Annotated in this window: 20 protein-coding genes; 12 read left to right on the forward strand and 8 right to left on the reverse strand. The window is 65.2% G+C overall.

The features are described from left to right. Nucleotides 1-26 precede the first annotated feature (26 nt). The 4 genes from PKE72_RS14965 to PKE72_RS14980 are packed head-to-tail and all read left to right on the forward strand — an operon-like array spanning nucleotide 27 to nucleotide 5894. Nucleotides 27-1544: a tryptophan halogenase family protein gene (locus tag PKE72_RS14965; protein ID WP_271166170.1), complete on the forward strand. Its 1518-nt coding sequence runs from the start codon at nucleotides 27-29 to the stop codon at nucleotides 1542-1544. Then, complete coding sequence (locus PKE72_RS14970) at nucleotides 1541-3001, forward strand: tryptophan 7-halogenase (protein ID WP_271166171.1); 1461 nt, start codon at nucleotides 1541-1543, stop codon at nucleotides 2999-3001. The genes PKE72_RS14965 and PKE72_RS14970 overlap by 4 nt, the downstream gene beginning before the upstream one ends. After that, nucleotides 2998-4518, forward strand: a complete 1521-nt coding sequence (locus PKE72_RS14975) for a tryptophan halogenase family protein (protein ID WP_271166172.1) — start codon at nucleotides 2998-3000, stop codon at nucleotides 4516-4518. The genes PKE72_RS14970 and PKE72_RS14975 overlap by 4 nt, the downstream gene beginning before the upstream one ends. 29 nt (nucleotides 4519-4547) lie before the next feature. Further along, a complete protein-coding gene (locus PKE72_RS14980) occupies nucleotides 4548-5894 on the forward strand; it encodes a glycoside hydrolase 5 family protein (protein ID WP_271166173.1) in 1347 nt (448 codons plus the stop codon). Between the two features lie 44 nt (nucleotides 5895-5938). Here the strand turns inward: PKE72_RS14980 and PKE72_RS14985 are convergent, their stop codons facing one another. Then, nucleotides 5939-7198 (reverse strand): ROK family transcriptional regulator, encoded by a 1260-nt coding sequence (locus PKE72_RS14985; RefSeq protein ID WP_271166174.1) that lies wholly within the window; start codon nucleotides 7196-7198, stop codon nucleotides 5939-5941. Between the two features lie 151 nt (nucleotides 7199-7349). Between PKE72_RS14985 and PKE72_RS14990 the strand changes: the two genes are divergently transcribed. Continuing rightward, nucleotides 7350-8243 (forward strand): ROK family protein, encoded by an 894-nt coding sequence (locus tag PKE72_RS14990; protein ID WP_271166175.1) that lies wholly within the window; start codon nucleotides 7350-7352, stop codon nucleotides 8241-8243. Nucleotides 8244-8318: 75 nt separating this feature from the next. Here the strand turns inward: PKE72_RS14990 and PKE72_RS14995 are convergent, their stop codons facing one another. Next, entirely contained in the window at nucleotides 8319-10784 is a 2466-nt protein-coding gene (locus tag PKE72_RS14995; protein ID WP_271166176.1) for a glycoside hydrolase family 3 protein, read from the reverse strand. A gap of 169 nt (nucleotides 10785-10953) precedes the next feature. Here PKE72_RS14995 and PKE72_RS15000 point away from each other — a divergent pair, with 169 nt between their 5' ends. From PKE72_RS15000 to PKE72_RS15010, 3 genes are all read left to right on the forward strand, one after another. Next, nucleotides 10954-12060, forward strand: coding sequence for an SGNH/GDSL hydrolase family protein (locus tag PKE72_RS15000; RefSeq protein WP_271166177.1), 1107 nt, complete (start codon nucleotides 10954-10956; stop codon nucleotides 12058-12060). Between the two features lie 166 nt (nucleotides 12061-12226). Continuing rightward, complete coding sequence (locus tag PKE72_RS15005) at nucleotides 12227-13663, forward strand: alpha-N-arabinofuranosidase (protein ID WP_271166178.1); 1437 nt, start codon at nucleotides 12227-12229, stop codon at nucleotides 13661-13663. A 15-nt stretch (nucleotides 13664-13678) separates the two neighbouring features. Continuing rightward, on the forward strand, nucleotides 13679-15691 hold the full coding sequence (locus tag PKE72_RS15010; protein WP_271166179.1) for a sialate O-acetylesterase: 2013 nt from the start codon (nucleotides 13679-13681) through the stop codon (nucleotides 15689-15691). A gap of 10 nt (nucleotides 15692-15701) precedes the next feature. Here PKE72_RS15010 and PKE72_RS15015 read toward each other — a convergent pair whose 3' ends face one another. The 3 genes from PKE72_RS15015 to PKE72_RS15025 form a co-directional block, all read right to left on the reverse strand. Further along, nucleotides 15702-16664: a glycoside hydrolase family 5 protein gene (locus tag PKE72_RS15015; RefSeq protein ID WP_271166180.1), complete on the reverse strand. Its 963-nt coding sequence runs from the start codon at nucleotides 16662-16664 to the stop codon at nucleotides 15702-15704. A gap of 51 nt (nucleotides 16665-16715) precedes the next feature. Then, nucleotides 16716-17933, reverse strand: coding sequence for an LL-diaminopimelate aminotransferase (locus PKE72_RS15020; protein WP_271166181.1), 1218 nt, complete (start codon nucleotides 17931-17933; stop codon nucleotides 16716-16718). Nucleotides 17934-18094: 161 nt separating this feature from the next. Further along, entirely contained in the window at nucleotides 18095-18286 is a 192-nt protein-coding gene (locus PKE72_RS15025) for a hypothetical protein (RefSeq protein ID WP_271166182.1), read from the reverse strand. Nucleotides 18287-18497: 211 nt separating this feature from the next. On the opposite strand from PKE72_RS15025, the gene PKE72_RS15030 reads away from it, so the two are divergent. After that, nucleotides 18498-18638 (forward strand): hypothetical protein, encoded by a 141-nt coding sequence (locus PKE72_RS15030; protein ID WP_271166183.1) that lies wholly within the window; start codon nucleotides 18498-18500, stop codon nucleotides 18636-18638. Between the two features lie 66 nt (nucleotides 18639-18704). After that, complete coding sequence (locus tag PKE72_RS15035) at nucleotides 18705-20075, forward strand: class II 3-deoxy-7-phosphoheptulonate synthase (protein WP_271166184.1); 1371 nt, start codon at nucleotides 18705-18707, stop codon at nucleotides 20073-20075. Here PKE72_RS15035 and PKE72_RS15040 read toward each other — a convergent pair. Then, nucleotides 20053-21261, reverse strand: coding sequence for an FAD-dependent oxidoreductase (locus tag PKE72_RS15040; protein ID WP_271166185.1), 1209 nt, complete (start codon nucleotides 21259-21261; stop codon nucleotides 20053-20055). The genes PKE72_RS15035 and PKE72_RS15040 overlap by 23 nt on opposite strands. 204 nt (nucleotides 21262-21465) lie before the next feature. Between PKE72_RS15040 and PKE72_RS15045 the strand changes: the two genes are divergently transcribed. Next, nucleotides 21466-22029 (forward strand): prephenate dehydratase domain-containing protein, encoded by a 564-nt coding sequence (locus PKE72_RS15045; protein WP_271166186.1) that lies wholly within the window; start codon nucleotides 21466-21468, stop codon nucleotides 22027-22029. A gap of 289 nt (nucleotides 22030-22318) precedes the next feature. Then, nucleotides 22319-23077 carry a chorismate mutase gene (locus PKE72_RS15050; protein ID WP_271166187.1) on the forward strand — a complete coding sequence of 253 codons (759 nt, stop codon included), beginning with the start codon at nucleotides 22319-22321 and terminating at the stop codon, nucleotides 23075-23077. 19 nt (nucleotides 23078-23096) lie between these two features. Here PKE72_RS15050 and PKE72_RS15055 read toward each other — a convergent pair whose 3' ends face one another. Both PKE72_RS15055 and acs read right to left on the reverse strand, forming a co-directional pair. Then, complete coding sequence (locus PKE72_RS15055; RefSeq protein WP_271166188.1) at nucleotides 23097-24005, reverse strand: SDR family NAD(P)-dependent oxidoreductase; 909 nt, start codon at nucleotides 24003-24005, stop codon at nucleotides 23097-23099. 98 nt (nucleotides 24006-24103) lie between these two features. Continuing rightward, entirely contained in the window at nucleotides 24104-26056 is a 1953-nt protein-coding gene (gene acs / locus PKE72_RS15060; protein ID WP_271166189.1) for an acetate--CoA ligase, read from the reverse strand. Nucleotide 26057 lies beyond the last annotated feature (1 nt).

Raw genomic sequence — 26057 nt, forward strand, 5'->3', positions numbered from 1 at the left:
GCGTCCTTCCTTGCCCGAGGGAAGACATGCGAAACACCGCGCAAGGGCAGCCGAAGACCGTCGTCATCCTGGGCGGCGGAACTGCGGGCTGGATGACTGCGACCGCTTTGACCGCCGTATTCAATCCCGAGCAGGTACGGGTGCGGCTGGTCGAATCTGACGACATAGGCATCGTCGGCGTGGGCGAAGCCACGCTTCCGGCCATTCGTGAGTTCAACGCCTTCGCTGGCATTGCCGAGCGCGACATGCTCGCTGCGACCCAAGGGACGTACAAGCTTGGGATCGAATTCGTCGACTGGGGACGGATCGGTTCGCGCTATGTCCATCCTTTCGGCGCGCACGGTCGTCCGCTGGGAGGAGCGGCGTTTCACCACCAGTGGAACAGGGCGCGATTGGCGGGGGCTCCGGTCGGACCCATCGACGACTACGCCTATGCGATTGAAGCCTGTCGGCAAAACCGCTTCGAGCCGCCTTCGCTCGACACCAGCCGCGTCGAGTCCACCTACAGCTACGCCTATCATTTCGACGCGGGCCTTTATGCCGGCTTCCTCAGGCGTGTCGCCGAGGGTCGGGGTCTACTGCGGACGGAGGGGCGGGTAGAGGCGGTCGAGCGAACCGGCGACCATATCACCGCCCTTCGGCTGGCCTCCTGCGAGCGGATCGAGGGTGATCTGTTTATCGACTGCAGCGGATTTCGCGCCATCGCCATCGGCGAACAGCCCGGCGACGCTTGGGAAGACTGGAGCCATTGGCTGCCCTGCGACCGAGCCGTGGCGGTTCCGACGGCCCGCTCCGAAGCGTTCACGCCCTTCACGCGATCGACCGCATCCAGCGCGGGGTGGCTGTGGCGTATTCCGCTGCAGCATCGCACCGGCAACGGTCATGTCTATTCCAGCGCCCACATATCGGACGACGAGGCGGCGGCCGCCCTGTTGGCGGGCGTTGACGGGGACGTCCTGGCGGAGCCTCGCTTCCTGCGGTTTCGTTCTGGACGCCGCCGTGCCTCCTGGCTGGGCAACTGCGTGGCCGTCGGGCTCTCAAGCGGCTTCCTCGAGCCGCTGGAATCCACCAGCATTTATCTGATCCAGGCAGCAGTGACTAACCTGGTCAAATTCTGGCCCGGCGCCGCCAATGGCCACGCGGTCCTGCGCGACGCTTTCAACTCAACTATTGATCTGGAGTACGACCGCGTTCGCGACTTCCTCATCTTGCACTACTGGCTCAATGATCGCCCGGAGCCCTTCTGGCGCGAGCGCCGCGAAACAGAACCGCCGGCCAGCCTGCGTGAGACGGCGGCTCTGTTCCAAAGCCGCGGCCATGCGCCGTCTTATCGCAACGGCTTGTTTGCTGCGCCGAGCTGGATTTCGGTGATGACGGGGCAGGGAGCCCCGCCCCAAGGCTATGATCGTCTCGCGGATCACATGCCGTTGGCGCAGGTCATTTCGGCCTTGCAGGATGAGCGCGCGCGGTTGGTGGCGAGAGTCGCGGCCATGCCGTTCCACGCCGACTATGTCATGCGCAATGCTCTGGGACGCGCCGCATGAAGGGCGCGCCTATCTCGCACGTGGTGATCGTCGGGTCAGGCGTCGACGCTTGGCTGACGGCATTGGCCCTGGCGCGGGCTGTGGGGCCGTTGGGGGTGGCGATCAAGGTTTTGCAGACGCCGACTAATCCCACCCCCGTCGTTCTGGACGCTCTGCCGGCCCTGCGGGCGCTTCATCGCCTGCTGGGCGTGGATGAACAAGCTCTGGTGACCCAGTGTGGGGCCGTGCCCGTCGTTGGACAGAGGTTCACGGGCTGGAACCTGGATCAGCCGCCGTTCGTGCGGGCCTACGCCAGCGTCGGCGACGGAGGGTCGCACCTTGAATTCATCCAGCACTGGCTGCGCGCGCGGACCTTGGGCATGACCGCCAGCTTCGGCGACTTCAGCCCAGCTGGTGTTGCTGCGGCAAAGCGCCGGGGGCCGCCGATTCAGGGAGAATGGAACGGCGCAGATTATGGCTATCATCTCGATGGCGCCGCTTACGTCGAACTGCTCCAGCGCAAGGCCTTGGCGGCAGGGGTGACCCTACGGGCCGTCCAGTCGCTCACCGTCCATCGCCGTGAGGGCGGCGTCGAGCATCTGGATATCGCCGACAGCTGCGTGAGCGCAGATCTGTATATTGATGCGACCGGCGAAGATGCGCGCCTCGCTCTCGCTGGATCCTGGGAGGACTGGTCTGCTTGCTTCCCCTTCCCCAAGCTTGGCTATTTTACAGCGAGTAGGACGGACCAACTTGAGGCCTTGACTGAAAATGTCGCCTTCCCAAGCGGTTGGGCTGCTGTTCTGGATTTAGCCGCCACGCGTGTCATAGCGGCGGTCTTGGAGGATCAAATCTCTGGCGACACCGCCAAGATGGAACTTGAGGCGGTTCTTGGCGGCTCGCTCTCCCATTCGGGCGCGTACACGGCCGCCCGCCCTGGGATGCGAGACGGCTGGGTCGGAAACTGCGTCTCCTTGGGGCGATCGGCGATCAGGACCGATGTCTTGGAGGGCGGGTGGCTGCTCGGGCTCCAGATCGGGCTGAGCCATTTGATCGCCAACTTTCCTCTCTGTCAGGATATGGCCGGCGAGGCCCGTCTGTTCAATTCGGCAGTGCGGCGACATGCCGAAGCGGTTCGTGACTACCAGACCGCCAACTACCGGCTGTCGAACCGTAGCGAACCGAAGTGGCGTCAGGCTGCGCGGGCGCCGGTTCCGTCTTCACTGCAGGCGCGCCTGGATCTGTTCGCCTTGCGCGGCGCACTGCCGCCTTTTGAAGACGAGGTTTTTCAAGCCGATGACTGGCGCATGATGTTGCTCGGGCATGGCCTGATCCCCACCGACGCAAACCCAGCCGGCAAGTCGCTTGATGACGCTGTCGAGAGGCAGCGGCTGCTAGGAATTATCCAGCGGAACGTGGAGGAGGCGGCGGGTTTGCCGTCGGTTGAGGCGTGGCGATCATCCAGGGGCGCGGCATGAGCGAGATCAAGAAGATCGTCGTCGTCGGCGGAGGAACCGCCGGGTGGATGGCCGCGTCCGCGATGGCCAAGACCTTGGGAACTCGAGATCGGCAGATCGTCGTGATCGAGTCGGATCAGATCGGCACGGTCGGGGTGGGTGAAGCCACTATTCCGATGATCCTGCTGTTCAATCGCATCCTGGGCATCAAGGAGGATGACTTCATCCGCGCCACGCAGGCGACCTTCAAACTGGGGATTGAGTTCGCCGACTGGCGTCGGCTGGGCCACAGCTACTTCCATCCGTTCGGCCATTATGGCGTTGATATGGAAGGCATACCCTTCCAGCATTTCTGGCTGAGGTGGAAGGCGAACGGCGGCGGCGGCGGCCACGATCTGTTCAGCGCCGAAACCCAGGCGGCGGGTCGAAATCGCTTCATGCGGGTCGCCGACGAGCGGCCGCGCCGACTGCCCCCGGTCAACTACGCCTACCAGTTCGACGCCGGCCTCTTCGCCGCCTTCCTGCGCCGCTATTCCGAGGAAAGGGGCGTGGTTCGCGAAGAGGGGCGGATCGTCGAGGTTGGTCGGCACGGCGAGACGGGCGACGTAGACGCTCTGGTGTTGGACGACGGACGGGTTATCGACGGCGACTTCTTCGTCGATTGCTCTGGCTTTCGCGGCCTCCTCATTGGGGAAACCCTGGGCGCCCCCTACGAGAGCTGGACCCACTGGCTGCCGACGGACCGGGCCGTCGCGGTCCCGTGCACAAGAGTGTCGGACATGACGCCCTATACGCGGGCCACGGCGCTTGAGGCCGGTTGGCAGTGGCGCATTCCGCTGCAGCATCGCACCGGCAACGGCTATGTGTTCAGCAGCGCTTTTCTATCCGAGGACGAGGCCAGCGCGCGCCTGATGGAGCGGTTGGACGGCGAGCCCCTGGGAGACCCGCGCGTCCTGCGTTTCACCGCCGGACGTCGCATCAAGAGCTGGGATCGAAACGTGGTCGCCCTCGGCCTCTCCAGCGGGTTTTTGGAGCCACTCGAATCCACCAGCATTCACCTGATCCAGGCCGGCGTGGCCAAGCTCCTGGCCCATTTCCCACAGCGCCGCAGCGAACCGCGCCTGGCCGAGAAATACAGCCGCGAAATGGCCGAAGACTACGAAGGCATTCGCGACTTCCTGATCGCCCATTACAAGCTGACCGAGCGGGACGACACGCCCTTCTGGCGTCACTGTCGCGACATGGCCGTGCCGGACTCGCTTCAGGCGCGCCTCGACCTGTTCGCCTCGCGCGGAGAGGTGCTGGCGCGGCATCAGGAGTTGTTCAAGGAATCCAATTGGCTTTCGGTGCTGATGGGAATGGGGATGGCGCCGCAGGGATATCATCCCGTCGCCGATCAGCGGGATTTCTCCCAGTTGGATTCGACTTTGGTGCAGATCCAGCAGGCCGTCATGGAGCGCGCCGCCGCTATGCCCCTTCACGATCAGTACTTGATGCAGGCGGGGCTGAACGCGCCGTCGCCCGCTGCAGCCGACTGAGCCAATTTCGTAAACGCCAAGGAGTTTCCATGTTCACTCGCCGACAAATCCTCTCCGCGTCCGCAGCGGCGGCTGTCCTTCCAGGCGCCGTCGCCTGCGCCACCATGCCGGGCTCGGCCTCACCCACCGGATTTGTGCGGCGCGAAGGGGTCTCCTTCACATTGAACGGCAAGCCCTATCGCTACACGGGCGCGAACGCTTGGTACCTGCCGTGGCTGGGCGCAGCGGCCGACTATGGCGATAACGCCCGGCTGGGACGTGAGCTGGATCGTTTGAAGGCGGACGGGGTGAACAACATCCGCGTTTCCGCTTCCGCCGAACTGTCCCCGCTGACGAATTCGGTGCGGCCGGCCTTCCGTGACCGCGGAACGGACTACAACGAGACCCTGTTGGTCGGTCTGGACCGGACCCTGGCAGAGATGGCCCGGCGGGACATGAAGGCGGTTCTATATCTGACCAACTTCTGGGAGTGGTCAGGCGGGATGATGACCTACCTCCACTGGGTCAATGGCGGTCGCTATATCAACATGAACGATCCGGCCCACCCCTGGCCGGAATTCGCCGACATGAACGCGGACTTCTATCGCAGCCCAGAGGCTGTGGCCCTCTATCACCACTACATTCGCGCTGTGGTCGGTCGCACCAATACGCTGACGGGCCGCGCCTATCGCGACGATCCGACGATCATGAGCTGGCAGTTGTCGAACGAACCCCGGGCGGCGGGGGATCTGGAAAAGGTGCGCCAGAACCAGCCGGCCTTCCTGACCTGGGTCAACAGCACGGCGCGCTTGATCAAGTCCATCGCCCCCAACCAATTGGTTTCGACGGGCAGCGAGGGGCTGAAAGGCTCGGGCGAGAGGGCCGAAATCGTCGCCGATACCCACCGCTCGGCCGACATCGACTATGTGACGACCCACATCTGGCCCGGCAACTGGGGTTGGCTGGATCGGCAAAACATGGCCGGCACCCACGCCAACGCTAAGGCGCAGACCGCCGACTATATCGCCAAGCACGTCAATATCGCTCGCGGCTTGAACAAGCCGCTGGTGATCGAGGAGTTCGGATATCCCCGCGACGGCGACCTGTATGATCCGTCGGTTCCCACGACCATGCGGGACGACTTCTATGAGACCATCTACCAGGCGGCGCTCAACGATGCGCGCGCCGGCGGGCCGGTCGCAGGGACCAACTTTTGGGCCTGGAACGGCGAGGGTCGCGCGGCTCATCCCGACCATCGTTTCAAGAGCGGCGACACGGCCTGGCTGGGCGATCCGCCGCATGAGCCGCAGGGTTGGTACGGCGTGTTCGACACCGACACCTCCACCCGTGCGCGTATTCGGACGCACGCCGCCGCCATGCGCGCACTGACCGTCTGATGGTCAACCGAAGATCCCGCCATGCGGGCGGGGTCTTCGGCGGATTAGTTGCGACCCGCCTGCATGAGTATCGCGTCAGACGGCAGAAGCTGGTCAAGGAAAGGCAAGATGGCCGCGCCAATCGCGGGAGCGTCCTGAGCGATTACGGCTGGCATGATCCTGGGCGTGGACGGGAGCGCCATCCTGCTCAAGGCTTCTGTCAGGCCAGCCGCCAGTCGGGTGATCAACCCCTCAGGCAGACGGCCGCCGATCAAGACGGCGTGCGGATCGATCAGGCAACTGAGGTTGACCAAAGGCAAAGTGAGCGATCGCACCGAATCCTCGAGCCAGCGCCCGATCACGGCCTCGACTTCAGGGCAGGGGGCGGCGAGGTCGGTGATCGAGGGGGAGGCCAGGCCTGCCTTTTCAAGCCGCTCCAACAGAGCCGACATGGAGACTGTGTCCTGCACCAGCATGTGGGGGCTGATCGCGGTCGGGTCGGGCATCAGACCAATCTCTCCGCTCCGGGAGGCGGCGCCGCGATGATAGTTCCGATTGATCACCAAACCGCCCCCCAGGCCGGCGCTGATCAACAGATAGAAGAAGCTGGGGTTGTCGAAGGCGGTGCCGTACTCAGCCTCGCCCAAAGCGGCCGCGGCAGCGTCGTTGTCGCAGTGAATCGGCCAGGGCATCAGGTCGGCCAGCGCCTTGTCTATGGCGATGTCGCTCCAGCGTTCATAGCCGGGGGGACGATGGGCCAGGCTGATACGCCCAAGGTCGTCCGGTATGGCGACCCCCACGCCCAGAATGCGGGTACGATCAACCTTGCCGGAGGTAATGACGCCGTCCAGTTCGTCACGCACGAAGGCGATGACCTCTTCGGGCATCGCAAACGCCGCTTCCCGAGAGACCCGGCTTCTGACCACGCCCTCCAGGTCGAGGATGAGAATGGTCAGGTGGTCACGGTCGATGTTCAACCCTATGCTGAAGGCGCCCTCAGGCACGACGCGCAGCATCAGGGCGGGATGGCCACGAACGCCTTTGCGACGCCCGACAACCGTCACCAGCCCCATTTCGATCAGGCGGTGGGTGATATTGGCGATGGTCGGCGCAGTCAGCCCCGTCAGCTGGGAAATTTCAATCCGGGTGACATCCGGCTGAAGCCGAATGGCCTGAAGCACCGTGCGCAGATTGTAGTCGCCGGCCCGTTCCAGATTGGTGCCCGAAAGAGTGCCCGACAGGGTTCGCGGCGACCGAGAGTCGTTCGGGTCCTTGGGGGGCGTCTTGGACACGCGTTTCTTCTGGGCCGCGGTTTTGAGGGTCATGATTCCGCACGACGTTTGATCCGGAACTGTCTGGCGCGCCCGTGATCGACAAACAAGAAAATCGAATAAATAAATGAAATTGACTTTTACCCGAACGATAAGGTTTGGGAAGGGCGTCAGGTATTATATTGGGCGGCCCAAGGAGTAGGCAATGATCCAGATCGGTATCGATTTTGGCGGGACTAAGATCGAGGCGGCGGCGCTCGATCCGTCCGGCGCATTCTTGTCGCGTCTGCGAACGCCGAATCCAGGCGGATACGAGCAGGCTATTCGCGCCGTTCGCGACCTGATTCAGGGCGTCGAGCAGGAATCGGGGCGAAAGGGCACGGTCGGCATCGGCGCACCGGGTTCGCCATCGCCTCGGGACGGCATGATGCGCAACGCCAACGCCACGTTCTTGAATGGCCGCCCCTTCCAATCCGACCTTGAGGCGGCGCTCGGTCGCCCTATCCGCCTGGCCAACGACGCGAACTGCATGGCCTTGTCCGAAGCTTTCGACGGCGCCGCTGGAGGCGCGCGGTCGGCCTTCGGCGTCATCGTCGGAACCGGTGTCGGCGGCGGTCTTGTGGTCGATGGCCGGATCGTGGAGGGCGCCAATGGCATGGGAGGCGAGTTGGGCCATGTTCCTCTGCCGTGGATGACTCAGGACGAATTCCCCGGACCCGCCTGCTGGTGCGGCAAGCGCGGTTGCCTGGACGTGCTGGTTTCGGGAACTGGCGTTCGGCTGGATCACGAACGCAGAACCGGCGTCGCCATGGATCCGCCGCTGATCGTAGAAGCGGCGAGGGCCGGGGAGCCGGATGCTGTCTCCACCTTGGACGCCTACATCAGCCGCCTGGGGCGCGCCCTCGCCATGATCGCCAATATCGTGGATCCCGACGTCTTCGTCCTGGGCGGGGGCATGTCGAACGTCGATGAAATCTATGATCTTCTGCCCCCTGTAATCGCCCAGTATGCGTTCGGCGGTTTGTGGCAGGGACGTGTGGTCAAGGCGCGTTGGGGCGACTCGTCAGGGGTCCGCGGCGCTGCACGGCTCTGGTCGTAATCAGCGGCCGCGCCGTTGGATTACGATACGGCGAAGGACGCAGGACGGACATCGCCGTCCTGCGCGATTGAGTTCTCACCTTACGCCGCACTGCACGGGGCCAGGCGGGGCGCTGGCGATGCGGATCGACGAAATGTCCACCGCCATCGGTCCCGTCGCGGCGATGATGAAGGGACGGGTCACGGCGGCCATGTCCACCCCGCCGTCCGCAAAGCAGCGCAGCGGCGTCGCCACCGTCGTCCAGTCTCCCGTGGTTCTGACAGCGCCTGTCAGCGGCAGATCGACCTGCCGCTCTGCACTGGCCATGCCCAGGGTGACCGTTCCCGCAGCCCCCTCCATGACACGATAATCGACGATCAGGCTGAGTTGCCCATTGCTCTCGCGCGTGAAATCGGCCGAGCCGTTTTCCCTGACCGACAGACCGCCCGGCCCCGTCCAGGTGAGACGCAACGAATCTTCCTGTGCGGTACGGTCGGTGCGGGCCAAGCGTATGGCGCCTTCACGATCAAATGTCGCGCCGGCGGCGGTGCGCCCCCGCACGAAAACGGCGGTTCTATCGTTGGCGACGACCTCGGGCCGTGTCTCATCAAGAGCGCCAAGGCGGCTGGGCCCGTCGGCGTAGGTGAGGCCGTAACCGAAGGGGAACAGCGGGTCATAGTTCGCATCTCGCGCATTCAGCACGAACTGATCCAGCCGTTTCGGCCAAGAGAAGCTGAGTTTGCCCTTGAAGTCGTGCGCAGGCTTGCCGTCAGCCCCCGCGATCAGCACATCAGCGACCCCGCCCCCTTCCGTGCCCGGCAACCAGGCGGCGACAAAGGCATCGGCGGCGTTGAGCTCGGGGTTGACCCACAGGGGACGACCGGAAAGGAAGACGGCGACGACCGGCACGCCCTCGGCCTTCAGCCGCTGCAGAAGGGCGAGGTCGGACTTGTCGTCGGCGCTATACTCCAGGGTCTGTCGATCGCCGGTAAATTCGGCATAGGGCGTCTCGCCGAAGACGACGATGGCGACGTCCGGCTTCTGATCAAAACGGCCGTCGATCGATAAAACGGCTTGGCCGCCGCCCGCCGCGACGGCCTGCTCGATCCCGGCCCAGATCGACTGACCATTGGGGAAATGGCTGTTGGTCACGTCCGTGCCTTGCCAGGTGATCGACCAGCCGCCGGCCTGCTGCCCGATATCGTCAGCGCCGCGCCCGGCGACCAGGATGCGGGCATCGGCGCGAACGGGCAGGACGCCGCCGTCGTTCTTCAGGAGCACCAGAGATTCGCGCACAGCCTGGCGCGCCAGGGCGCGGTGTGCGGCAGAACCCAGAACCTCGAAACGACCCGCCATAGGGCGGAAAGAGGGGCGGCCCGCTTCGAACGTCCCCGCCAGGATCTTCACACGCAGTATGCGACGAACCGCGTCGTCGAGCCGCGCCTCCGGGATGCGACCGTCGCGGGCGGCCGCCAGGGTGTTGTCGTAGAGCTGCCGCCAGTTCGGGCCGGAATACATGAACATGTCGAGACCGGCGTTGATGGCCGCAGGACAGTCTTCATTGGTGCATCCCGGCACCTGGCCGTGCGCATTCCAGTCGCCGATAGTGAAGCCGTCGAACGCCCAGCGATCCTTGAGCACGCCCGTCAGAAGGCTGGCGTTGCCGGTCATCTTGACCCCGTTCCAGCTCGAGAAGCTCGGCATCACGGTCAACGCCCCTGCGGGAAGGGCGGTTGTGTAGCCGGCCGCATGGACGTCGCGCAGGGTGGCTTCGTCGATGCGCGCATCCCCTTGGTCGCGACCGCCGGTGCCGCCGTCGGCCAGAAAGTGTTTGACGGACGAGATCACCTTGCCCGGAGCCAGGAAATCTACGCCCACTCGCCCCTGTAGGCCTTGAACCATTCGACCGGCGTAGCTCGCGACGACGGCCGGGTCTTCGGAGTAGCTTTCGTAGGTGCGGCCCCAGCGGTCATCCTGAACCACCGCGACAGTGGGGGCGAAGCTCCAGTCCAATCCAGTCGCCGACGTCTCCAGCGCGGTGGCGGCGCCGATCTGTTCGATCAGGTCGGGATTGCGTGCGGCACCCAGGCCGATGTTGTGCGGAAACAGGGTCGCGCCGACGATGTTGTTGTGGCCGTGCACTGCATCCGTACCCCAGATGACGGGAATTTTTGGACGGTCGTCCGATCGCTTCATGGAGGCGTCGTAGAAAGCGTCAAACAGAGCCAGCCACTCGGCCGGCGGTGCATATTCATCATTGTTAGGGGCCGAGTTGCCGCCGTTGAGCACCGAACCGAACTTGTAGGTTTCCAGGTCCTTGGGGGTGATGCTGGCGATATCGACCTGGATCAGTTGGCCGACCTTGTCCTCCATCGCCATACGCGACATCAGCGCATCGATGCGAGCCTCTACGGCGGCGTCGCGGGCTCTGGCTGGAGGCAAGGCCGGCCACTGGTCAGGGTGGGCGGTGGCGGAAGGCGCGGCGGCGTTTTGAGCCAAGGCCGGTGTCGCCGCCTGTGCAAGAACCATCAAACTGGCCCCAATAATCGCATTGATGTGCATTCGGCCTCTCCCATTCGACCTTTGTGATTGAGCGCAACCAACGGGAGGGGAAGGGCTGCGTCAAGAATTGATATTTCAATTTTACTTTTTGCCGCATCGTGCTTCTTGCCCTTTCCAAGCAATTCAAGCTTGGACGTATGGCGCGCAGACGCTGACGAGGGAGTGGTGAATGGACACGGTGAAAAGGCTTTGGTGCGCGACCTTGCTCTCGGTCGCCTTGAGCGTGCCCGTCGCAGCCTGCGCCCAGACCCTGAAGGTTTCCCCGGCGATCGAGGTTCAGGCGGGCAGTGCGTCCCTTCCTCTACATGTCGGCGGTAGAGTGCAGCAGCGAGGCGGAGCTTACTTGAGCCAATGGCCCGGCGCCTATTTCGAAGCCGCCTTCAGCGGCCGGGAGGTGTTTTTCCGCACAGGGGAGGGCGATGTTCATCTGCGTGTGACGGTAGATGGCCAGGCGGTCTCGGTCCTGAGGCCGGGCCACGGCCTGCATCGAATCGGCGGCTTGGCCGACGGCGACCACCGTCTGCGCATCGAAATCGTCAGCGAGAACCAGACCGCCCCTATCAATTTCGAAGGGGTCTTCGGCGTTCCGGCCCGTGCCAAGGTCGTCGCCCCCCGCGCTCGGCAGATCGAATTCATCGGTGATTCCCACACGGTGGGTTACGCCAACACCTCATCGGTGCGCGACTGCTCCGATGAGGCCGTGTGGGAGACCACGGACACCGGCGCCGGGATCGCAGGCGTTCTGGCCAGGCGATATGACGCCGACTACCAGGTGAACGCCATTTCGGGCCGAGGCGTGGTGCGCAACTATGGCGGCGTGGCGCGGGACACCCTGCCGCAAGCCTATCCCTTCACCTTGTTCGACAAGCAGGTCTGGTACGCCGACGCAGCGTGGCGGCCACAGGTCATCGTCGTAGCCCTGGGCACCAATGACTTCTCAACCGAATTGACGTCTGACGAGCGGTGGAAAAGCCGAGAGGCCCTGACGAATGATTATGAGATCGCCTACGCCGCCTTCCTGCGTGGGCTCCGGCTGAGGTCGCCCGATGCGCACATCGTGGCGTGGGGCGGGGAGGGCAGCGAAATGGCGGCGGCCTCCCAGCGCGTGGTGGCGCGTCTGAGAGCAGAGGGGGACGCGCGCATCGTCTTTGCGCCTGTTGCGGGGATGGGGCTGACCGCTTGTCACTGGCATCCCGACCTAGCCGACGACCGGGCCGTCGCAGCCGCTGTAGCCGCCATACTGGATATGGACGCCGACCTATGGGCCGGTCGATGAATCCGGCTTACGCCTGCGAAGGCGGGAGTGGTTCAAGGCTAACCAAATGCGGCTTAACGCGCATGGAGGAACGGGTATGGGATTCAAGGCGATAACAACGGCCTGTGCGGCCTTGCTGGTCCTTGGCGCGACAGCGGCCTCGGCGCAGACCGCTGGGCGTCTGCAAATGGATCAATCCGGCCCGGTTATTGCGCCCGAGGTCTACGGCCAGTTCATGGAACAACTGGGGACCGGCATCGACGAAGGCGTATGGGTGGGTCCGGACTCCGCCATCCCTAATACCCACGGCTTCCGCAACGACGTGGTCGCCGCGCTGAAGGCGCTGGACGTGCCGGTCGTTCGCTGGCCGGGCGGTTGTTACGCAGACATCTATCATTGGCGCAACGGCGTCGGCCCGCGGGCGGAGCGCCCCGTCACGCTGAACCGCTGGTGGGGCAACAAGGAAGAGAACAACGCCTTCGGCACACATGAATTCTTCGAATTCGCCGAGCTGATCGGGGCCAAGACCTATCTCAGCATCAATTTGGGTACGGGCACGCCGGGCGAAGCAGCCGACTGGATCGAATACATTACCTCGCCCAGCGGCTCTCGACTGGCTCAGGAGCGGCGCGCCAACGGCCGCGAAAAGCCGTGGAAGATCGATTATCTGGGCGTCGGCAATGAGCCCTGGGGATGCGGCGGGCGGATGCGCCCCGCCTATTACGCCGACCTGTTCCGACAGTATGTCGGCTTCGTCAAACCCAACGACTCGATCGTGGTCGCCGCAGGACCGGACGCGACCAACTATGACTGGACGCGCACCCTGATGACGGTTGCGGGCAAGGACTTCGACGCCCTGTCCCTGCACTATTACACCTTGCCGACGGGCGACTGGACGACGAAAGGGCCGGCGCTGGGCTTCGACGAGGCGCAATGGCGCGCCACCTTCGAGCAGACCTATCGCATGGCCGACATGCTCCGCGAGCACGACGCCATCATGGACGAGACGGATCCAGCGGGCGCCAAGATCCTCGCCGTCGATGAATGGGGCGCCTGGTATGACCCCACGCCGGGGTCGCCCGGCGGCTGGTTGCAACAGCAGAACAGCCTGCGCGACGCCCTGCTGGCGGCGGTCAACTTCAACATGTTCCATCGCCATGCCGACCGGGTGCGGCTGGCCAATGTGGCCCAGATGGTCAATGTGCTTCAGGCCATGATCCTGACGGACGGCGAAAAGATGGTGCTGACTCCCACCTATTACGCCTTCCAGATGTATCGCCCGTTCCAGGGCGCGACGGTGCTGCCGCTCAGCCTCGAGGCGCCATCCTATGGGACGGTGAAGGTGGTGGACGGGACGGCGGCGCGTGGAACGGACGGAAAGGTTCACCTCGCTCTGGTCAACCTCGATCCTCGCAACGCCCAACCGGTGTCTATCGATCTGGACGGCGCACAGCTGGGCGCGGTCACCGGTCAGGTCCTGACGGCGGGCCAGATGGATGGTCACAATGGATTCGATACGGCGCCGGTCGTCCAACCGGCGCCTTTCCGCGATGCACGCGTGTCCGGCCGTCGCCTAACGACCACGCTTCCCGCCAAGTCGCTGGTCGTGCTGACGTTGGAATAGGCGATGAGAAGTCCGATGAGAAAGGTTCGTCTCTGCGCCGCAGCCAGTGCGATCTTGGCAGGCTTGGGCGGCGGCTCGGTCGCGTCGGCGACGCCCAACGTCCAGAGCGAGGGCCAAGGGCAGGTCGCGAGCCCCGGGCAGGCTCGGCCGCTGATGGCCAGCCTGTTCACTGATCATGGGGTGCTCCAGCGCGATCATCCGATCTCTGTCTGGGGACAAGCCTCGCCCGGCGTCGCAGTCGAGGTTTCATTGGGCGCGCTAAAGACCCACGGGCAGGCTGGTCCCGACGGTAGTTGGCGCGCGCTGCTGCCGTCCGCGCCGGCGGGCGGTCCCTATGTGCTTTCCGCCAAAAGCAGCGACGGCGCGGTGCAGGCGCTTCAGGACGTCATGGTCGGCGACGTCTACCTCTGTTCCGGCCAGTCCAACATGGAGCAGCCCGTTCGCTATGCGCAGCGAGCCTGGGATCCCGTGGCCGGAGACAAGGATAAGATCATACGTCTTCTGACCGTGACCAAGGACAGGGCGCCTGCGCCGCTGGACGCCCTAGCCCATCCTGTCCGCTGGACCCCGGCGACCCCTCAGACGGTCGAGGAATTTTCCGCAGTCTGCTTCTTCTTCGGCCAAGCCGTACGAGAGGCCGAAGGCGTGCCGGTTGGACTGATCGCGGATTCCTGGGGCGGGTCTTCGATCCAGGCTTGGATTGATTCAGACCACCTGCGCCGCTTGGGCGGAAACGAGGCGGCGCTGGATGCGCTGACCGTCTATGCGCGCGACCGGCGCGAGGGTGTTCAGCTCTGGAGCCGCGTCTGGCAGGACTGGTGGACGCAGGCGTCCGGCGATCGGCCATGGTTGGAGCGAGGCGGCGACTGGATCCCGGTTCCGGCCATGACGCCCTGGGAACAGTGGGGCGTGCCCTCGCTGGCCGCCTTCGACGGCATGGTGTGGTATAGACTGGACTTCGAACTTACCTCCGCCCAAGCCCGAAGCGGCGCCGCGGCAATTTCGCTGGGCATGGTCGATCAGATCAACCTGACCTGGCTGAACGGCCAGATCATCGGTGTCGGCGAGGCGGGAAACCAGACCTACGCCATACCGGCGGGTGTGCTGAAGCCTGGCCGGAACCAACTGATGATCAATGTTCTCGACAGCTGGGGCGACGGGGGCGTGTTCGGATCGGCGGACACGCGCGTCCTGCGGTTGGGCGACGGCGCCGAAGTGGCGTTGGACGGTTTCGGCTGGCGTTACCGTCCCGTCGACGCCGGCGTCGGCCAACCGCCTCGCGCGCCATGGGAAGCCCTGTTCGGCCTTTCGACCCTATCGAACGCCATGATCGCACCCCTCCATGACTACGGCCTGCGGGGCGTGCTTTGGTATCAGGGCGAGTCAAACGTCGGTTACGGGCAAGACCGTTATCAGGACTACCTTGCCGAGTTAATAGCCGACTGGCGCGCCCGCTTCGGTCGAGCGGACCTGCCGTTCCTTGTGGCGCAACTGGCCGATTTCGGCGCCCTGCCGGATGAAGGGGGGCCGTCCGGCTGGGCCGAGATTCGCGACGCCCAGCGCCGTGCGGTCGAGGCCGATGCGAACGCCGGGATGGCGGTGACCATCGACCTGGGTGATCGACACGACATCCACCCGGCGCAGAAGCGTGAGGTGGGGCGGCGTCTGGCGCAAGCGGCGCAGGCGGTGATCTATCGCGACGCCGACGCGAGCAGGGGTTCGAAGGCGGGGCCGGCGGCCGAGACCGCCGTTCGGGTTGGCGACAGACTGCAGATCCGGTTGCGCGACGCTTTGGGCTTGAGGAGCGTGGGTTCCGATCAGGCGATCGGTCTGGAACTGTGCAACGCCGACGAGAGCGACTGTCGCTATGCGCAAGGGCGGGTCACAGGCGACGCGTTGATGATCGCGGGTCTCGGTTCGTCCGACGCCGTGGTGCGATACGGTTGGGACGATGCGCCGGTGTTGAACCTGTTCAACGCAGCAGGCCTGCCCCTGGGACCTTTCCGGCTGTCGATCCACGCCGAATAGGGCGCAGCGATTATCGGTTCATCTCGCGCAGATGATCGCGCACCAGTTGACCTGACGGTGTGAGCCAAGTCTCTGACCAACCGCCATGCGCCGAGGCGCCTGGCCGCAAGGCGACTGATGTTTCGGGCTTGTCGGCGATAGTCCAGTTCAGCGAGCTGAGCCCGTTCTTCTCCATGAACGCCCACCACAGGCGGGTCTCGTCGGGATCGAAGGCCCCGGCGCCGTCGGCCTCGCTCGTCCCCCATTCGGTGACGAACAGGGCGGCGCCGCGATCCAGAGCGACCTGGGCCTTGTCCCGCAGTTCCTGGCGATGCGACGCCGCGTAGAAGTGCAGCGTATAGGCCAGGTTGGAGAAGGGCAGGGGATCCGCTGCGGCTATATCGACGTCCTGCGACCAACTTGGCGTTCCGGCAACGATCAGGTTGTCGGGGTCTATGGCCCGGATCGCTGCGGCGACCTGCATATGGTACGGCCGAACCACCTCGGCCCAGCCGTGTTCGGGCAGGGGTTCGTTGTAGATCTCGTAGATCAGGTTCGGATACGCGCCGTATTTCTGGGCGATATGGGTGAAGAAGGTGATTGCTTCCTCTGGATGCGGTTGATGCGCATGCCAGTCCACAACCACATAGAGGCCCTCGGCTATGGCCGCGTCGATCACGGCCTCGGCCTTGGCGGTCTCCCGCTCGGGATGATCCAGATAGCCGCCGTGCTCGACGGCGACGGCGGCGCGGATCACCGAGATCTTCCAGTCGTCCTTCAGCCACCGTACCACGTCGTGATTATAGAACTGCGGCTGCCACTGGCTCCAGAACAGAGACATGCCTCGCAGCACGACCGGACGCCGGCTTGAGTCGACGACCCGCCCCGCCTCGACGGCCAACGCCCCGTGGGCCTGGACCGGCGTCTGGCCATAGGCGGGGAAGGCCATGACCAACAAGGCCAAGGCCAAGGCCAAGAGAAGTGGTGGTCTCATCTATCGTCTCTGTTGCCCCGATGGATCCAGATTTGGCGATCTCGCCAACGATCACACGTCAGGCACTTCGCGCCCAGGCGGCACGTTGACGCCCATCGATTTCAGATAGGCGCGGATATTGCGTGCGGCCTGACGAATGCGCTGCTCGTTTTCGACCAGGGCGATGCGGACGAAGCCCTCGCCGTTCTCGCCGTAACCGACGCCAGCAGCGACTGCGACCTTGGCGTGGGTCAATAGTTGCTTCGAGAACTCGAGACTGCCCAGATGCGCCAAGGCCGGGGGCAGAGGCGCCCAGGCGAACATTGAGGCGGCGGGCTTGGGAATCTCCCAGCCGGCGCGGGCGAAACTGTCGACCAGAACGTCGCGGCGACGATGATACAGGGCGCGGTTCTGATCGACGATGTCCTGCGGCCCGTTCAACGCCGCGACGGCGGCGGCCTGGATGGGCGTATAGGCGCCGTAGTCGAGATAGGACTTCACCCGCGCCATGGCGGCGATCAGCTTGGGATTGCCCACGGCGAAGCCGATCCGCCAGCCCGCCATGCTGTAGGTCTTGCTCAGCGAGGTGAATTCGATCGCCACATCCTTGGCGCCCGGCACCTGAAGGATGGAGACGGTCGGTTTGCCGTCATAGTAGAGTTCAGAATAGGCGAGGTCGCTGATGATCCACAGGTCGTTGGCCTTGGCGAAGGCGACGACCCGCTCATAGAAGGCCAGATCGACCGTCTCCGCCGTCGGGTTCGACGGATAGTTCATCACCAGGACCTTCGGTCGCGGCACGGTGTAGGCCATGGCCCGCTCGAGGCTCTCGAAATAGCGCTCGTCCGGTGTGGTCGGCACGCTGCGGATCGCGGCGCCGGCGATGATAAAGCCGAAGGTGTGGATCGGATAGGACGGATTGGGCGCCAGGACGACGTCGCCCGGTTCGGTGATGGCGGTGGCCAGGCTGGCCAGACCCTCCTTCGAGCCCATGGTGACGATCACCTCGGTCTCGGGGTCCAGTTCGACGCCGAAGCGACGGCCATAATAATTGGCCTGGGCGCGGCGCAGGCCGGGGATGCCCCTGGAGGCCGAATAGCCGTGGGCGTCGGGCTTGCGCGCCACCTCGCAAAGCTTGTCGATCACGTGCGGCGGCGGAGGCAGGTCGGGGTTCCCCATGCCGAGATCAATGACGTCCTCGCCGGCCTGACGGGCGGCGGCTCGCATGGCGTTGGTCTCCGCGATGACATACGGAGGCAGGCGCTTCATGCGATAGAATTCTTCGGACATCTCGATTTTCGTGGCTTGAGGATTGCGGGGCGCCAGCGATGCCACCGATGCAGGCTCTGCGAAACAGAAAGATGAGGGCTGACGCCGATAAATGGCGAAAACTTGTGGCGCATCACCGGTCCAGCCCTGTCAAAGCAAGAAGCTTGCGAGCGGCGACAGGCTCACCGCATGAAACTATGCGACTCCTCGCCGAGCCGGTCGCGATCGCGATGGTTGATCTGCGGCCCCCGCCGTCGCCGCACATAGTTGGACAGACCGCGCACTTCGGCCTCATCGACCCCGTCGCGCTCCATCAGACGACGCACGATGGGATCGGCCAAAATCTCGTCAAGGGTCAGGTCGCACGGCGCCATAATACAGCTCCAGCTCTTGGTTTCGGCCCCCGACCAAGGAGATGGGGAGGGGCGCCTAAGGCGCCAGTCTCGCGATCGGGGTGTCGTAGAAATTTCACGCCCCAATCGCTCCCACTGAAGGGCGTAATCCGCAGGCTGAGCGAATTGCCGATTGCGTCATGCGCGGCGGAGCGCCACCTTCGCCGCCAAGACAGATCAGACGAGGATGCCGATGGCCCGCAAACCCAACTATAGTTTCGAACGTCAGGAACGGGAGCGCGCGGCGGCCATCAAGGCGGCGGAGAAGGCGGCCGCCAAGGCCGAACGCAAGGCTGCCGAGGCGGCTGAAAAGGCGCCGTCCGACGAGGACTGAGGCTGAACGGCAAAATCTATTCGTGTTTTCGTTGTTTGAGCGGTCACAAAGCCCTATTCTTGCGCGATGACACGCTGGACCCCCGAAAGCTGGAGAACCAAGACCGCCCTGCACATGCCGGCGGACTATCCGGATCCCAACGCCCTCGCCCTCGTCGAAGACGAGTTGCGCGCCTTGCCGCCGCTCGTCTTCGCCGGCGAGGCGCGGCGCCTGACGTCTAAACTGGCCCAGGTGGAGCGCGGCGAGGCCTTCCTGCTCCAGGGCGGCGACTGCGCCGAGAGCTTCAAGGAGTTCTCGACCGACAATATCCGCGACACCTTCCGCCTGATCCTGCAGATGGCGGTCGTCCTGACCTTCGCCGGGCGCAAGCCGGTCGTGAAGGTAGGCCGGATCGCCGGCCAATTCGCCAAGCCGCGCTCGTCGCCGCTGGAGGAGATCGACGGCGTCGAACTGCCCAGCTACCGCGGCGACATCATCAACGGCATGGGGTTCACGCCGGAAGAGCGCGCGCCCGATCCGCAGCGTCTGATCCGGGCCTATAACCAGTCGGCCTCGACCCTGAACCTGCTGCGGGCCTTCGCCGGTGGGGGCTATGCTGACCTGTACAATATCCATCGCTGGACCCTGGGCTTCGCGGGCGATAACGCCGCCGGGGCCCAGTACCGCGAGCTGGCGGACAAGATCACGGAGGCCCTGGCCTTCATGGAGGCAGTCGGCGTCACGCCCGAGACCCATCCGGACCTGAGCCGGGTCGAGGTCTTCACCAGCCACGAGGCCCTGCTGCTGAACGTCGAGAGCGCCCTGACGCGGCTTGACGGCGGTTCTGGCGAATGGTTCGACACCTCGGCCCATATGCTGTGGATCGGCGAGCGCACGCGCCAGCTGGACGGCGCCCACGTCGAGTTCATGAAGGGGATCAAGAACCCCATCGGCGTGAAATGCGGACCGACCATGACGGCCGACGACCTGCTGCCGTTGATCGACGCCCTGAACCCCGACAATATCTCGGGCCGCCTGACCCTGATCGGCCGTTTCGGTCACGACAAGGTGGGCGAACGCCTGCCCAGGCTGATGCGGGAAGTGAAGGCGTCGGGCCGCAAGGTGATCTGGTCCATCGACCCGATGCACGGCAATACGCTGAAGGCCGGCAACGGCTACAAGACCCGGCCGTTTGACCGGATCCTGGGCGAGGTGCGGACATTTATTGATGTTGCGGAGGCCGAGGGCGTCCACCCCGGCGGCGTTCACCTGGAGATGACCGGCCAGAACGTCACCGAATGTATCGGCGGGGCCCAGGCCGTGACCGAGGACGACCTGTCCAACCGCTATCACACCCACTGCGACCCGCGCCTGAACGCCGACCAGGCGCTGGAGCTGGCCTTCCTGGTGGCTGAGCGGTTGAAGTCGGGCCGGATCAGCCGCTCGGAAGCCGCCTGATCGGCGGGAACAACGGGGCGACGAGGCCGATGGTCGCGTTCGCCTCGCCGCGGTCCGGCGTCTCGTCGTCGATGCCGACGCCGTTCATGTCGTTGCGCGTGGCCTGAACCACGATTCCGTCCGGGCGCGACAGGACGGTCACGCCCCGGAAATGCAGGCCGTAGTTCGCCTCCGGCTGGGGCGCGAGCCAGGCGATCTGACCGCGCACCGGGATCAGCTCCTTGTCTTCGAACAAGGCCTTGGCTCCATAGCCGGTGCAGTTGACGACGACCTTTTCGGGCAAGGTCATCATATCCGCCGGCGTGTTGAAGGTGCGGGTCTCGATCCGCCCGCCATGGGCCAGGAACTCAGTCTCCAGCCGGTGCGCCAGTTCGGCGACGTTGAACTGCATGGCGCTGACCATCCGGGTCTCCCCGACCGGGAACGGCGAGGCTGAGGCGGGGAGGGGGAAGGATCGCGGCGCCAGCCCGTCCAGCCTGTATTCGGCGAAGCGGATCGGCTTCACGCCGGGGCCGGTGCGGATCGGCGGCGGCTCTAGCGAACGGGGCAGGTCCGCGCCGCCGGACAGCATGTAACGGTCGCTGAAGACGACGGGGTCGCCCTCTGTTCCTAGATAGGTCTGGTGGGTCGCATAGGTCTCGCGCGCCATCTGTTCCCACAGCGCCGGAAATTCGGCGGAGACGCGGTCGGCGTCGGCGATTCTGCTGTCCGGCGTCCAGCTACCGGTCGCACGCATCGACCGGGTAAAGGCGGCGCGTTCACGGGCATAGATGGTCACCCGCGCGCCCATCCGCTGAAGCTGGAGCGCCGAGGTCAGGCCCAGGGCGCCGCTGCCGATCACGGCGATGACAGGCGGCCCACCCGCCAGGCCGGCCAGAGCCATGGCCTTGCGCCCCGCTATGGCGCTGGAACCCCACGACAGCGACCAGCCGCTGCCGCCATGGCCGTAGTTGTGCACCACCTTGGTCTCGCCGACCGATTCCACATCAAGGCGCGGCCCCGTGGCGCGGAAAGGACGGGTGCAGACGGTGATGCGGATGATCCGCTCGGGGGCCATCAAGATCGGCGCGATCCGGCGTGGGGCGAATCCCGTCACAGGCGTCGCCGGCGTCACGGCGCACCCCGCCACGGTTCCCGCCAGGCCGGTCAGGACCGCGCGACGGCTGGCGTTCGAGACAACGGACATGGGGCCTCCGAAGGCGATGAGAACAATCAGGCTAGCGCGACCACAGGCCGTTCGATAGCGGGCGCCCGTCACATTCGGCTTGTCGGAAAAGGAGCGGCGCCGCAGATACGCTTCGAAACGGTCACGGCTCGGACAAGGACGTTCCGTCTGATCGGTCGAGAACGACAAGGAAGGCTTTCGGCCGAGACGCCGGAAGTGACGGACATGAACCAACCGCACCAAGACGAAAAGCCCGGCCGGGTCGCCTATCAGGGCGCGCCGGGCGCGTTCAGCCATGAGGCCTGCGCCGTTCTGCGGCCCTGGGACACGGCTGTGCCGTTCGAGACCTTTGCGGCGGCGCTCGATGCTTTGAGGACCGGCGATTGCGACTGCGCCCTGATCCCGGTCGAAAACTCCTCCATCGGGGTGGTGGAGCCGGCGGCGACCCTGGTGCGCGAGTCGGGCCTCAAGGTGGTCGCCGAGGCCTGGCGGCCGATCCGACACGCGCTGATGGGCCTGGATGGAGCGCGGATCGCCGATCTGAAGCAGGTGCTCAGCCACCCCATCGCCCTGGCCCAGTGCGAGCAGACGCTGAAAGGCCTGAGGCTGAACGTCGTCGAGCATTTCGACACCGCCGGCGCCGCCCGCGACGTCGCCGAAGCGGGCGATCCGACCCAGGCGGCCATAGCGCCGGTGGGTGCGGCGGAGGTCTATGGCCTGTCGATCCTGCGCAACGATCTTCAGGATTCCAGCGATAACCGGACGCGTTTCGTCTTGTTGTCCGCCTGAAGGGGTTGACGGCGCACGGTCATTGCGTGCTTTAAGGCCCCACGGATCGCAATCGATCCGCATAACCGGACCCGGACCCATGTCCCGCCAGCGCGTTCTTTCTGTTTCTTTCGACCGTTCGCGCGCGGTTTCCGGCCTCTATTTCGGCTACGGCTTTTACGGCTTTCGATACGCCGGCTGAGGCGTCGGGCGCTTTCCGTCCCTGACTGTCTCGCCGGCGACCGCTCTGGACCAGAGCGGCTGTCCGCCCCTGCACATCGAAATCCCCCTTTGCCGAAAGCCTAATCCCATGCCCAATTCCAACGTCCAGAAAGTGTGGCCTGACGTGGCCGAACTGACCCCCGAACAACAGGCCCTGGCCGCCCTGCGCGCCGAGATCGACGCCATAGACGATCAGATCCTGGCCCTGTTCGAGCAACGCCTCGCCGTCGCCGCCACCGTCGGCCGCGCCAAGGACGCCCCCACCGGCCCCCACACCAAGCTGCGCCCCGACCGCGAACAGACGGTCCTCTCGCGCATGCTGTCCAAGGCCCAACCCGAGAACGCCGAAGCCGTTGAACACCTGTGGCGCGAGATCGTCGGCTGGGGCCTAGCGCGCCAAGGGCGGCTCCAGGTCCAGGTCTGGGCGCCGATCGAACCGACCCGGGCCTATGACGGCGCCCGCCTGCGCTTCGGCGCCGCCGCTGATATCAAGATGGTGCGAGACCCGCAAAAGGCCCTGGCCTTCGCGGCCGAGGGGCACGGCGTCGCCGTCCTGGCCATCAACACCGAGGACGCTTGGTGGATGGGCCTGCGTCGCGAATGGTCGATGTTGAGCGTGTTCGACGGTTACGGCGGCGAGACGCCGACGTCTCTCGCCGTGGGCAAGATCGATCCGCCCGCCCTGCCGACGGGCCGCCGCGTCGTGGTGACGGCCGGCGGGGACGCCGGCGACGGCGGCGGCGCGCGGCGCTGGGGCCTGAACACCCACCACGGCTGGACCATCGCCCTGACCGAGGCGGAATTGACCCCCGGCGAGGCGGAAGGCTGCGTCGGGGCGATCGGCTGACCGCGCCGACGGTTTTCGATCAGGAGGCGTGAGCCTTCTGAGCCTTCGTCAGTTCGATCATCCCCTGGGCGGCGCCCATCTCCGGCACGATTTCTTTTGCCCGGTCGGAGATGGCGTCGAACTGGGCCGCCACCTGTTCCGGCGCATCCTCGCCCGAGATGTGGACGCCTTCGGTCAAGGTGACATAGGCGCGTTCGAACCCGCCGGCGCCCGCCGCCAGGATACAGCGGCTGGGCGCGTCACGGCTCAGCAGATACAGCAGGCCCGGCGTCACCAGTTCCGGCGCCAGAGCCTCCAGCGGCAAGGCTGCGCCCAGGTCTTCCGTCATGCGCGTATGGGCGGTCGGGGCCAGGCAGTTGACGCGGATGTCGTTCTTGCCCCCTTCGATCGCCAAGGTCTGCATCAGGCCCACCAGGGCCATCTTGGCTGCGCCATAGTTCGACTGGCCGAAGTTTCCGTACAGGCCCGAGGACGAGGTGGTCATGACGATCCGGCCGTAGTTCTGGCCCCGCATGATCTCCCACACCGCCTTGGTGCAGTTGACCGCGCCCATCAGGTGCACATCGACGACGAAGCGGAAATCCTCGATCTCCATCTTGGCGAAGGTGCGATCGCGCAGCACTCCGGCGTTGTTCACCAGCAGGTCGACCCGGCCCCATTTCGCCATGGCCGCATCGACCATGGCCTGGACGGCGACGAAGTCGGTCACCGAGGCCGCATTGGCCATGGCCTCTCCGCCCGCCGCCTCGATCTCGGCTACGACGGCCTCGGCGGCGGTTGCGGAACCGCCTGAACCGTCGCGGGCGCCGCCCAGATCATTGACCACCACCTTGGCCCCGCGCGCCGCCAGGGACAGCGCATGCTCCCGCCCCAGACCGCCGCCCGCGCCCGTCACAATGGCCACCTGACCGTCAAACCGGATCGTCATCTCGTCGTCTCCACCCAAGGACTGAGGCCTACGGCTTCACGGCCGGCCCCTTCATCCGGTTTTGACGAGGCTCGAGGCGGCGCACAAGTCGGTCCTGATCAGCCCGCGCGGTTCTTGACCAGATCCTCGACGACGGACGGATCGGCCAGGGTGGAGGTGTCGCCCAGAGCCCCGATCTCGTTCTCGGCGATCTTGCGCAGGATGCGGCGCATGATCTTGCCCGATCGGGTCTTGGGCAGGCCGGGAGCCCACTGGATCACGTCGGGCGCTGCGATGGGGCCGATCTCGCGCCGGACATGGGCGCCCAGGGCCTTGCGCAGATCCTCGGTCGCCTCGACCCCCTTGTTCAGCGTCACATAAGCATAGATGCCTTGACCCTTGATATCATGAGGATATCCGACGACGGCCGCTTCCGCGACGTCGTCGTGCAGCACCAGAGCGCTCTCGATCTCGGCCGTGCCCATCCGATGGCCCGAGACATTGATGACGTCGTCGACCCGGCCGGTGATCCAGTAGTAGCCGTCCGCGTCCCGGCGGCAGCCGTCGCCGGTGAAATACCGCCCTGGATAGGTCGAGAAATAGGTCTCGAAGAACCGCTGGTCGTCGCCATAGACGGTGCGCATCTGCCCCGGCCAGCTGTCGGTGATGCACAGATTGCCCGAGACCGCGCCGACCAGTTCCTGGCCCTCCGCATCGACGATCTGGAGTTCGACGCCGGGCAGGGGCAGGGTGGCCGAGCCGGGCTTCAGGTCCGTCGCGCCGGGCAGGGGAGTGATCAGATGCCCGCCGGTCTCGGTCTGCCACCAGGTGTCCACGATGGGGCAGCGGCTGTCCCCAACGACTTCATGATACCAACGCCAGGCCTCCGGATTGATCGGCTCGCCGACCGTGCCGAGCACCCGCAGAGACTTGCGCGACGTCGCCTTCACCGGCGCGTCGCCTTCACGCATCAGGGCGCGCAGGGCCGTGGGGGCGGTGTAGAAGACCTCGACCTTGTGCTTGTCCACCACCTGCCAGAACCGGCTGGCGTCGGGATAGTTGGGCACGCCCTCGAACATCAGGGTGGTCGCCGCATTCGCCAGCGGCCCATAGACCAGATACGAATGGCCCGTGACCCAGCCCACGTCAGCGGTGCACCAGAAGACCTCGCCGGGGCGATAGTCGAACGTCAGCTCATGCGTCCAGGCGGCCCAGAACAGATAGCCGCCGGTCGTGTGAAGGACGCCTTTCGGCTTTCCAGTGGAACCTGAGGTGTAGAGGATAAACAACGGATCTTCCGCGTTCATTGGCTCAGGCGGGCAGTCGGTCGAGGCCTTGGCCGCCTCGATCGCATAGTCCACGTCCCGACCTTCGATCATCGGAACATCTGCGCCGGTGCGGCGGATGACCAGGACGGTGTCGACCTTGACCTTCTCCAGGGCCGCATCGACATTGGCCTTCAGCGGCACGACCTTGCCGCCGCGCACGCCCTCGTCGGCGGTGATGACCAGGTTGGAGCCGCAGTCCTCGATCCGGCCGCTCAGGCTGTCGGGCGAGAAGCCGCCGAAGACCACGGAATGGACCGCCCCGATGCGGGCGCAGGCCAGCATGGCGTAGGCCGCCTCGGGGATCATCGGCATATAGATGGTGATCCGATCGCCCTTCTTGGCGCCATGGGATTTCAGCACATTGGCCATGCGGCCGACTTCTTCGTGCAGGCGGCCAAAGCTGATGTGCTGGCTGTCGGCCGGGTCGTCGCCTTCCCAGATGATGGCCGTCTCGTCCCGGCGATGGGGCAGGTGCCGGTCGATACAGTTGGCGGCGACGTTCAGGACGCCGTCCTCGAACCAGCGAATGCGGAAATCTTCCTTCTTGAAAGAGACGTCCTTGATCTTCGTCGGCGCCTTGATCCAGTCGAGCCGCTTGGCCTGTTCGGACCAGAAGGCCTCGGGCGTCTCGCGCGCCGCGACCCGCGCCGCCTCATAGGCTCGCCGGTCCATATGGGCCCTGGCGGAGAAGTCTGAGGGAACGGGGTAAAGGTCGGAATCGGGCACGCGAGACGTCTCCAGCATT

This window comes from Brevundimonas intermedia (assembly GCF_027922165.1).
Lineage (GTDB): Bacteria > Pseudomonadota > Alphaproteobacteria > Caulobacterales > Caulobacteraceae > Brevundimonas > Brevundimonas intermedia.

What these genes read in the sequence shown, in the direction of transcription:
- PKE72_RS14965 (WP_271166170.1), top strand. Translation starts at nt 27, where the DNA reads ATGCGAAACACCGCGCAAGGGCAGCCGAAGACCGTCGTCATCCTGGGC.
- PKE72_RS14970 (WP_271166171.1), top strand. Translation starts at nt 1,541, where the DNA reads ATGAAGGGCGCGCCTATCTCGCACGTGGTGATCGTCGGGTCAGGCGTC.
- PKE72_RS14975 (WP_271166172.1), top strand. Translation starts at nt 2,998, where the DNA reads ATGAGCGAGATCAAGAAGATCGTCGTCGTCGGCGGAGGAACCGCCGGG.
- PKE72_RS14980 (WP_271166173.1), top strand. Translation starts at nt 4,548, where the DNA reads ATGTTCACTCGCCGACAAATCCTCTCCGCGTCCGCAGCGGCGGCTGTC.
- PKE72_RS14985 (WP_271166174.1), bottom strand. Translation starts at nt 7,198, where the DNA reads ATGACCCTCAAAACCGCGGCCCAGAAGAAACGCGTGTCCAAGACGCCC.
- PKE72_RS14990 (WP_271166175.1), top strand. Translation starts at nt 7,350, where the DNA reads ATGATCCAGATCGGTATCGATTTTGGCGGGACTAAGATCGAGGCGGCG.
- PKE72_RS14995 (WP_271166176.1), bottom strand. Translation starts at nt 10,784, where the DNA reads ATGCACATCAATGCGATTATTGGGGCCAGTTTGATGGTTCTTGCACAG.
- PKE72_RS15000 (WP_271166177.1), top strand. Translation starts at nt 10,954, where the DNA reads ATGGACACGGTGAAAAGGCTTTGGTGCGCGACCTTGCTCTCGGTCGCC.
- PKE72_RS15005 (WP_271166178.1), top strand. Translation starts at nt 12,227, where the DNA reads ATGGATCAATCCGGCCCGGTTATTGCGCCCGAGGTCTACGGCCAGTTC.
- PKE72_RS15010 (WP_271166179.1), top strand. Translation starts at nt 13,679, where the DNA reads ATGAGAAAGGTTCGTCTCTGCGCCGCAGCCAGTGCGATCTTGGCAGGC.
- PKE72_RS15015 (WP_271166180.1), bottom strand. Translation starts at nt 16,664, where the DNA reads ATGAGACCACCACTTCTCTTGGCCTTGGCCTTGGCCTTGTTGGTCATG.
- PKE72_RS15020 (WP_271166181.1), bottom strand. Translation starts at nt 17,933, where the DNA reads ATGTCCGAAGAATTCTATCGCATGAAGCGCCTGCCTCCGTATGTCATC.
- PKE72_RS15025 (WP_271166182.1), bottom strand. Translation starts at nt 18,286, where the DNA reads ATGGCGCCGTGCGACCTGACCCTTGACGAGATTTTGGCCGATCCCATC.
- PKE72_RS15030 (WP_271166183.1), top strand. Translation starts at nt 18,498, where the DNA reads ATGGCCCGCAAACCCAACTATAGTTTCGAACGTCAGGAACGGGAGCGC.
- PKE72_RS15035 (WP_271166184.1), top strand. Translation starts at nt 18,705, where the DNA reads ATGACACGCTGGACCCCCGAAAGCTGGAGAACCAAGACCGCCCTGCAC.
- PKE72_RS15040 (WP_271166185.1), bottom strand. Translation starts at nt 21,261, where the DNA reads ATGTCCGTTGTCTCGAACGCCAGCCGTCGCGCGGTCCTGACCGGCCTG.
- PKE72_RS15045 (WP_271166186.1), top strand. Translation starts at nt 21,466, where the DNA reads ATGAACCAACCGCACCAAGACGAAAAGCCCGGCCGGGTCGCCTATCAG.
- PKE72_RS15050 (WP_271166187.1), top strand. Translation starts at nt 22,319, where the DNA reads ATGCCCAATTCCAACGTCCAGAAAGTGTGGCCTGACGTGGCCGAACTG.
- PKE72_RS15055 (WP_271166188.1), bottom strand. Translation starts at nt 24,005, where the DNA reads ATGACGATCCGGTTTGACGGTCAGGTGGCCATTGTGACGGGCGCGGGC.
- acs (WP_271166189.1), bottom strand. Translation starts at nt 26,056, where the DNA reads ATGCTGGAGACGTCTCGCGTGCCCGATTCCGACCTTTACCCCGTTCCC.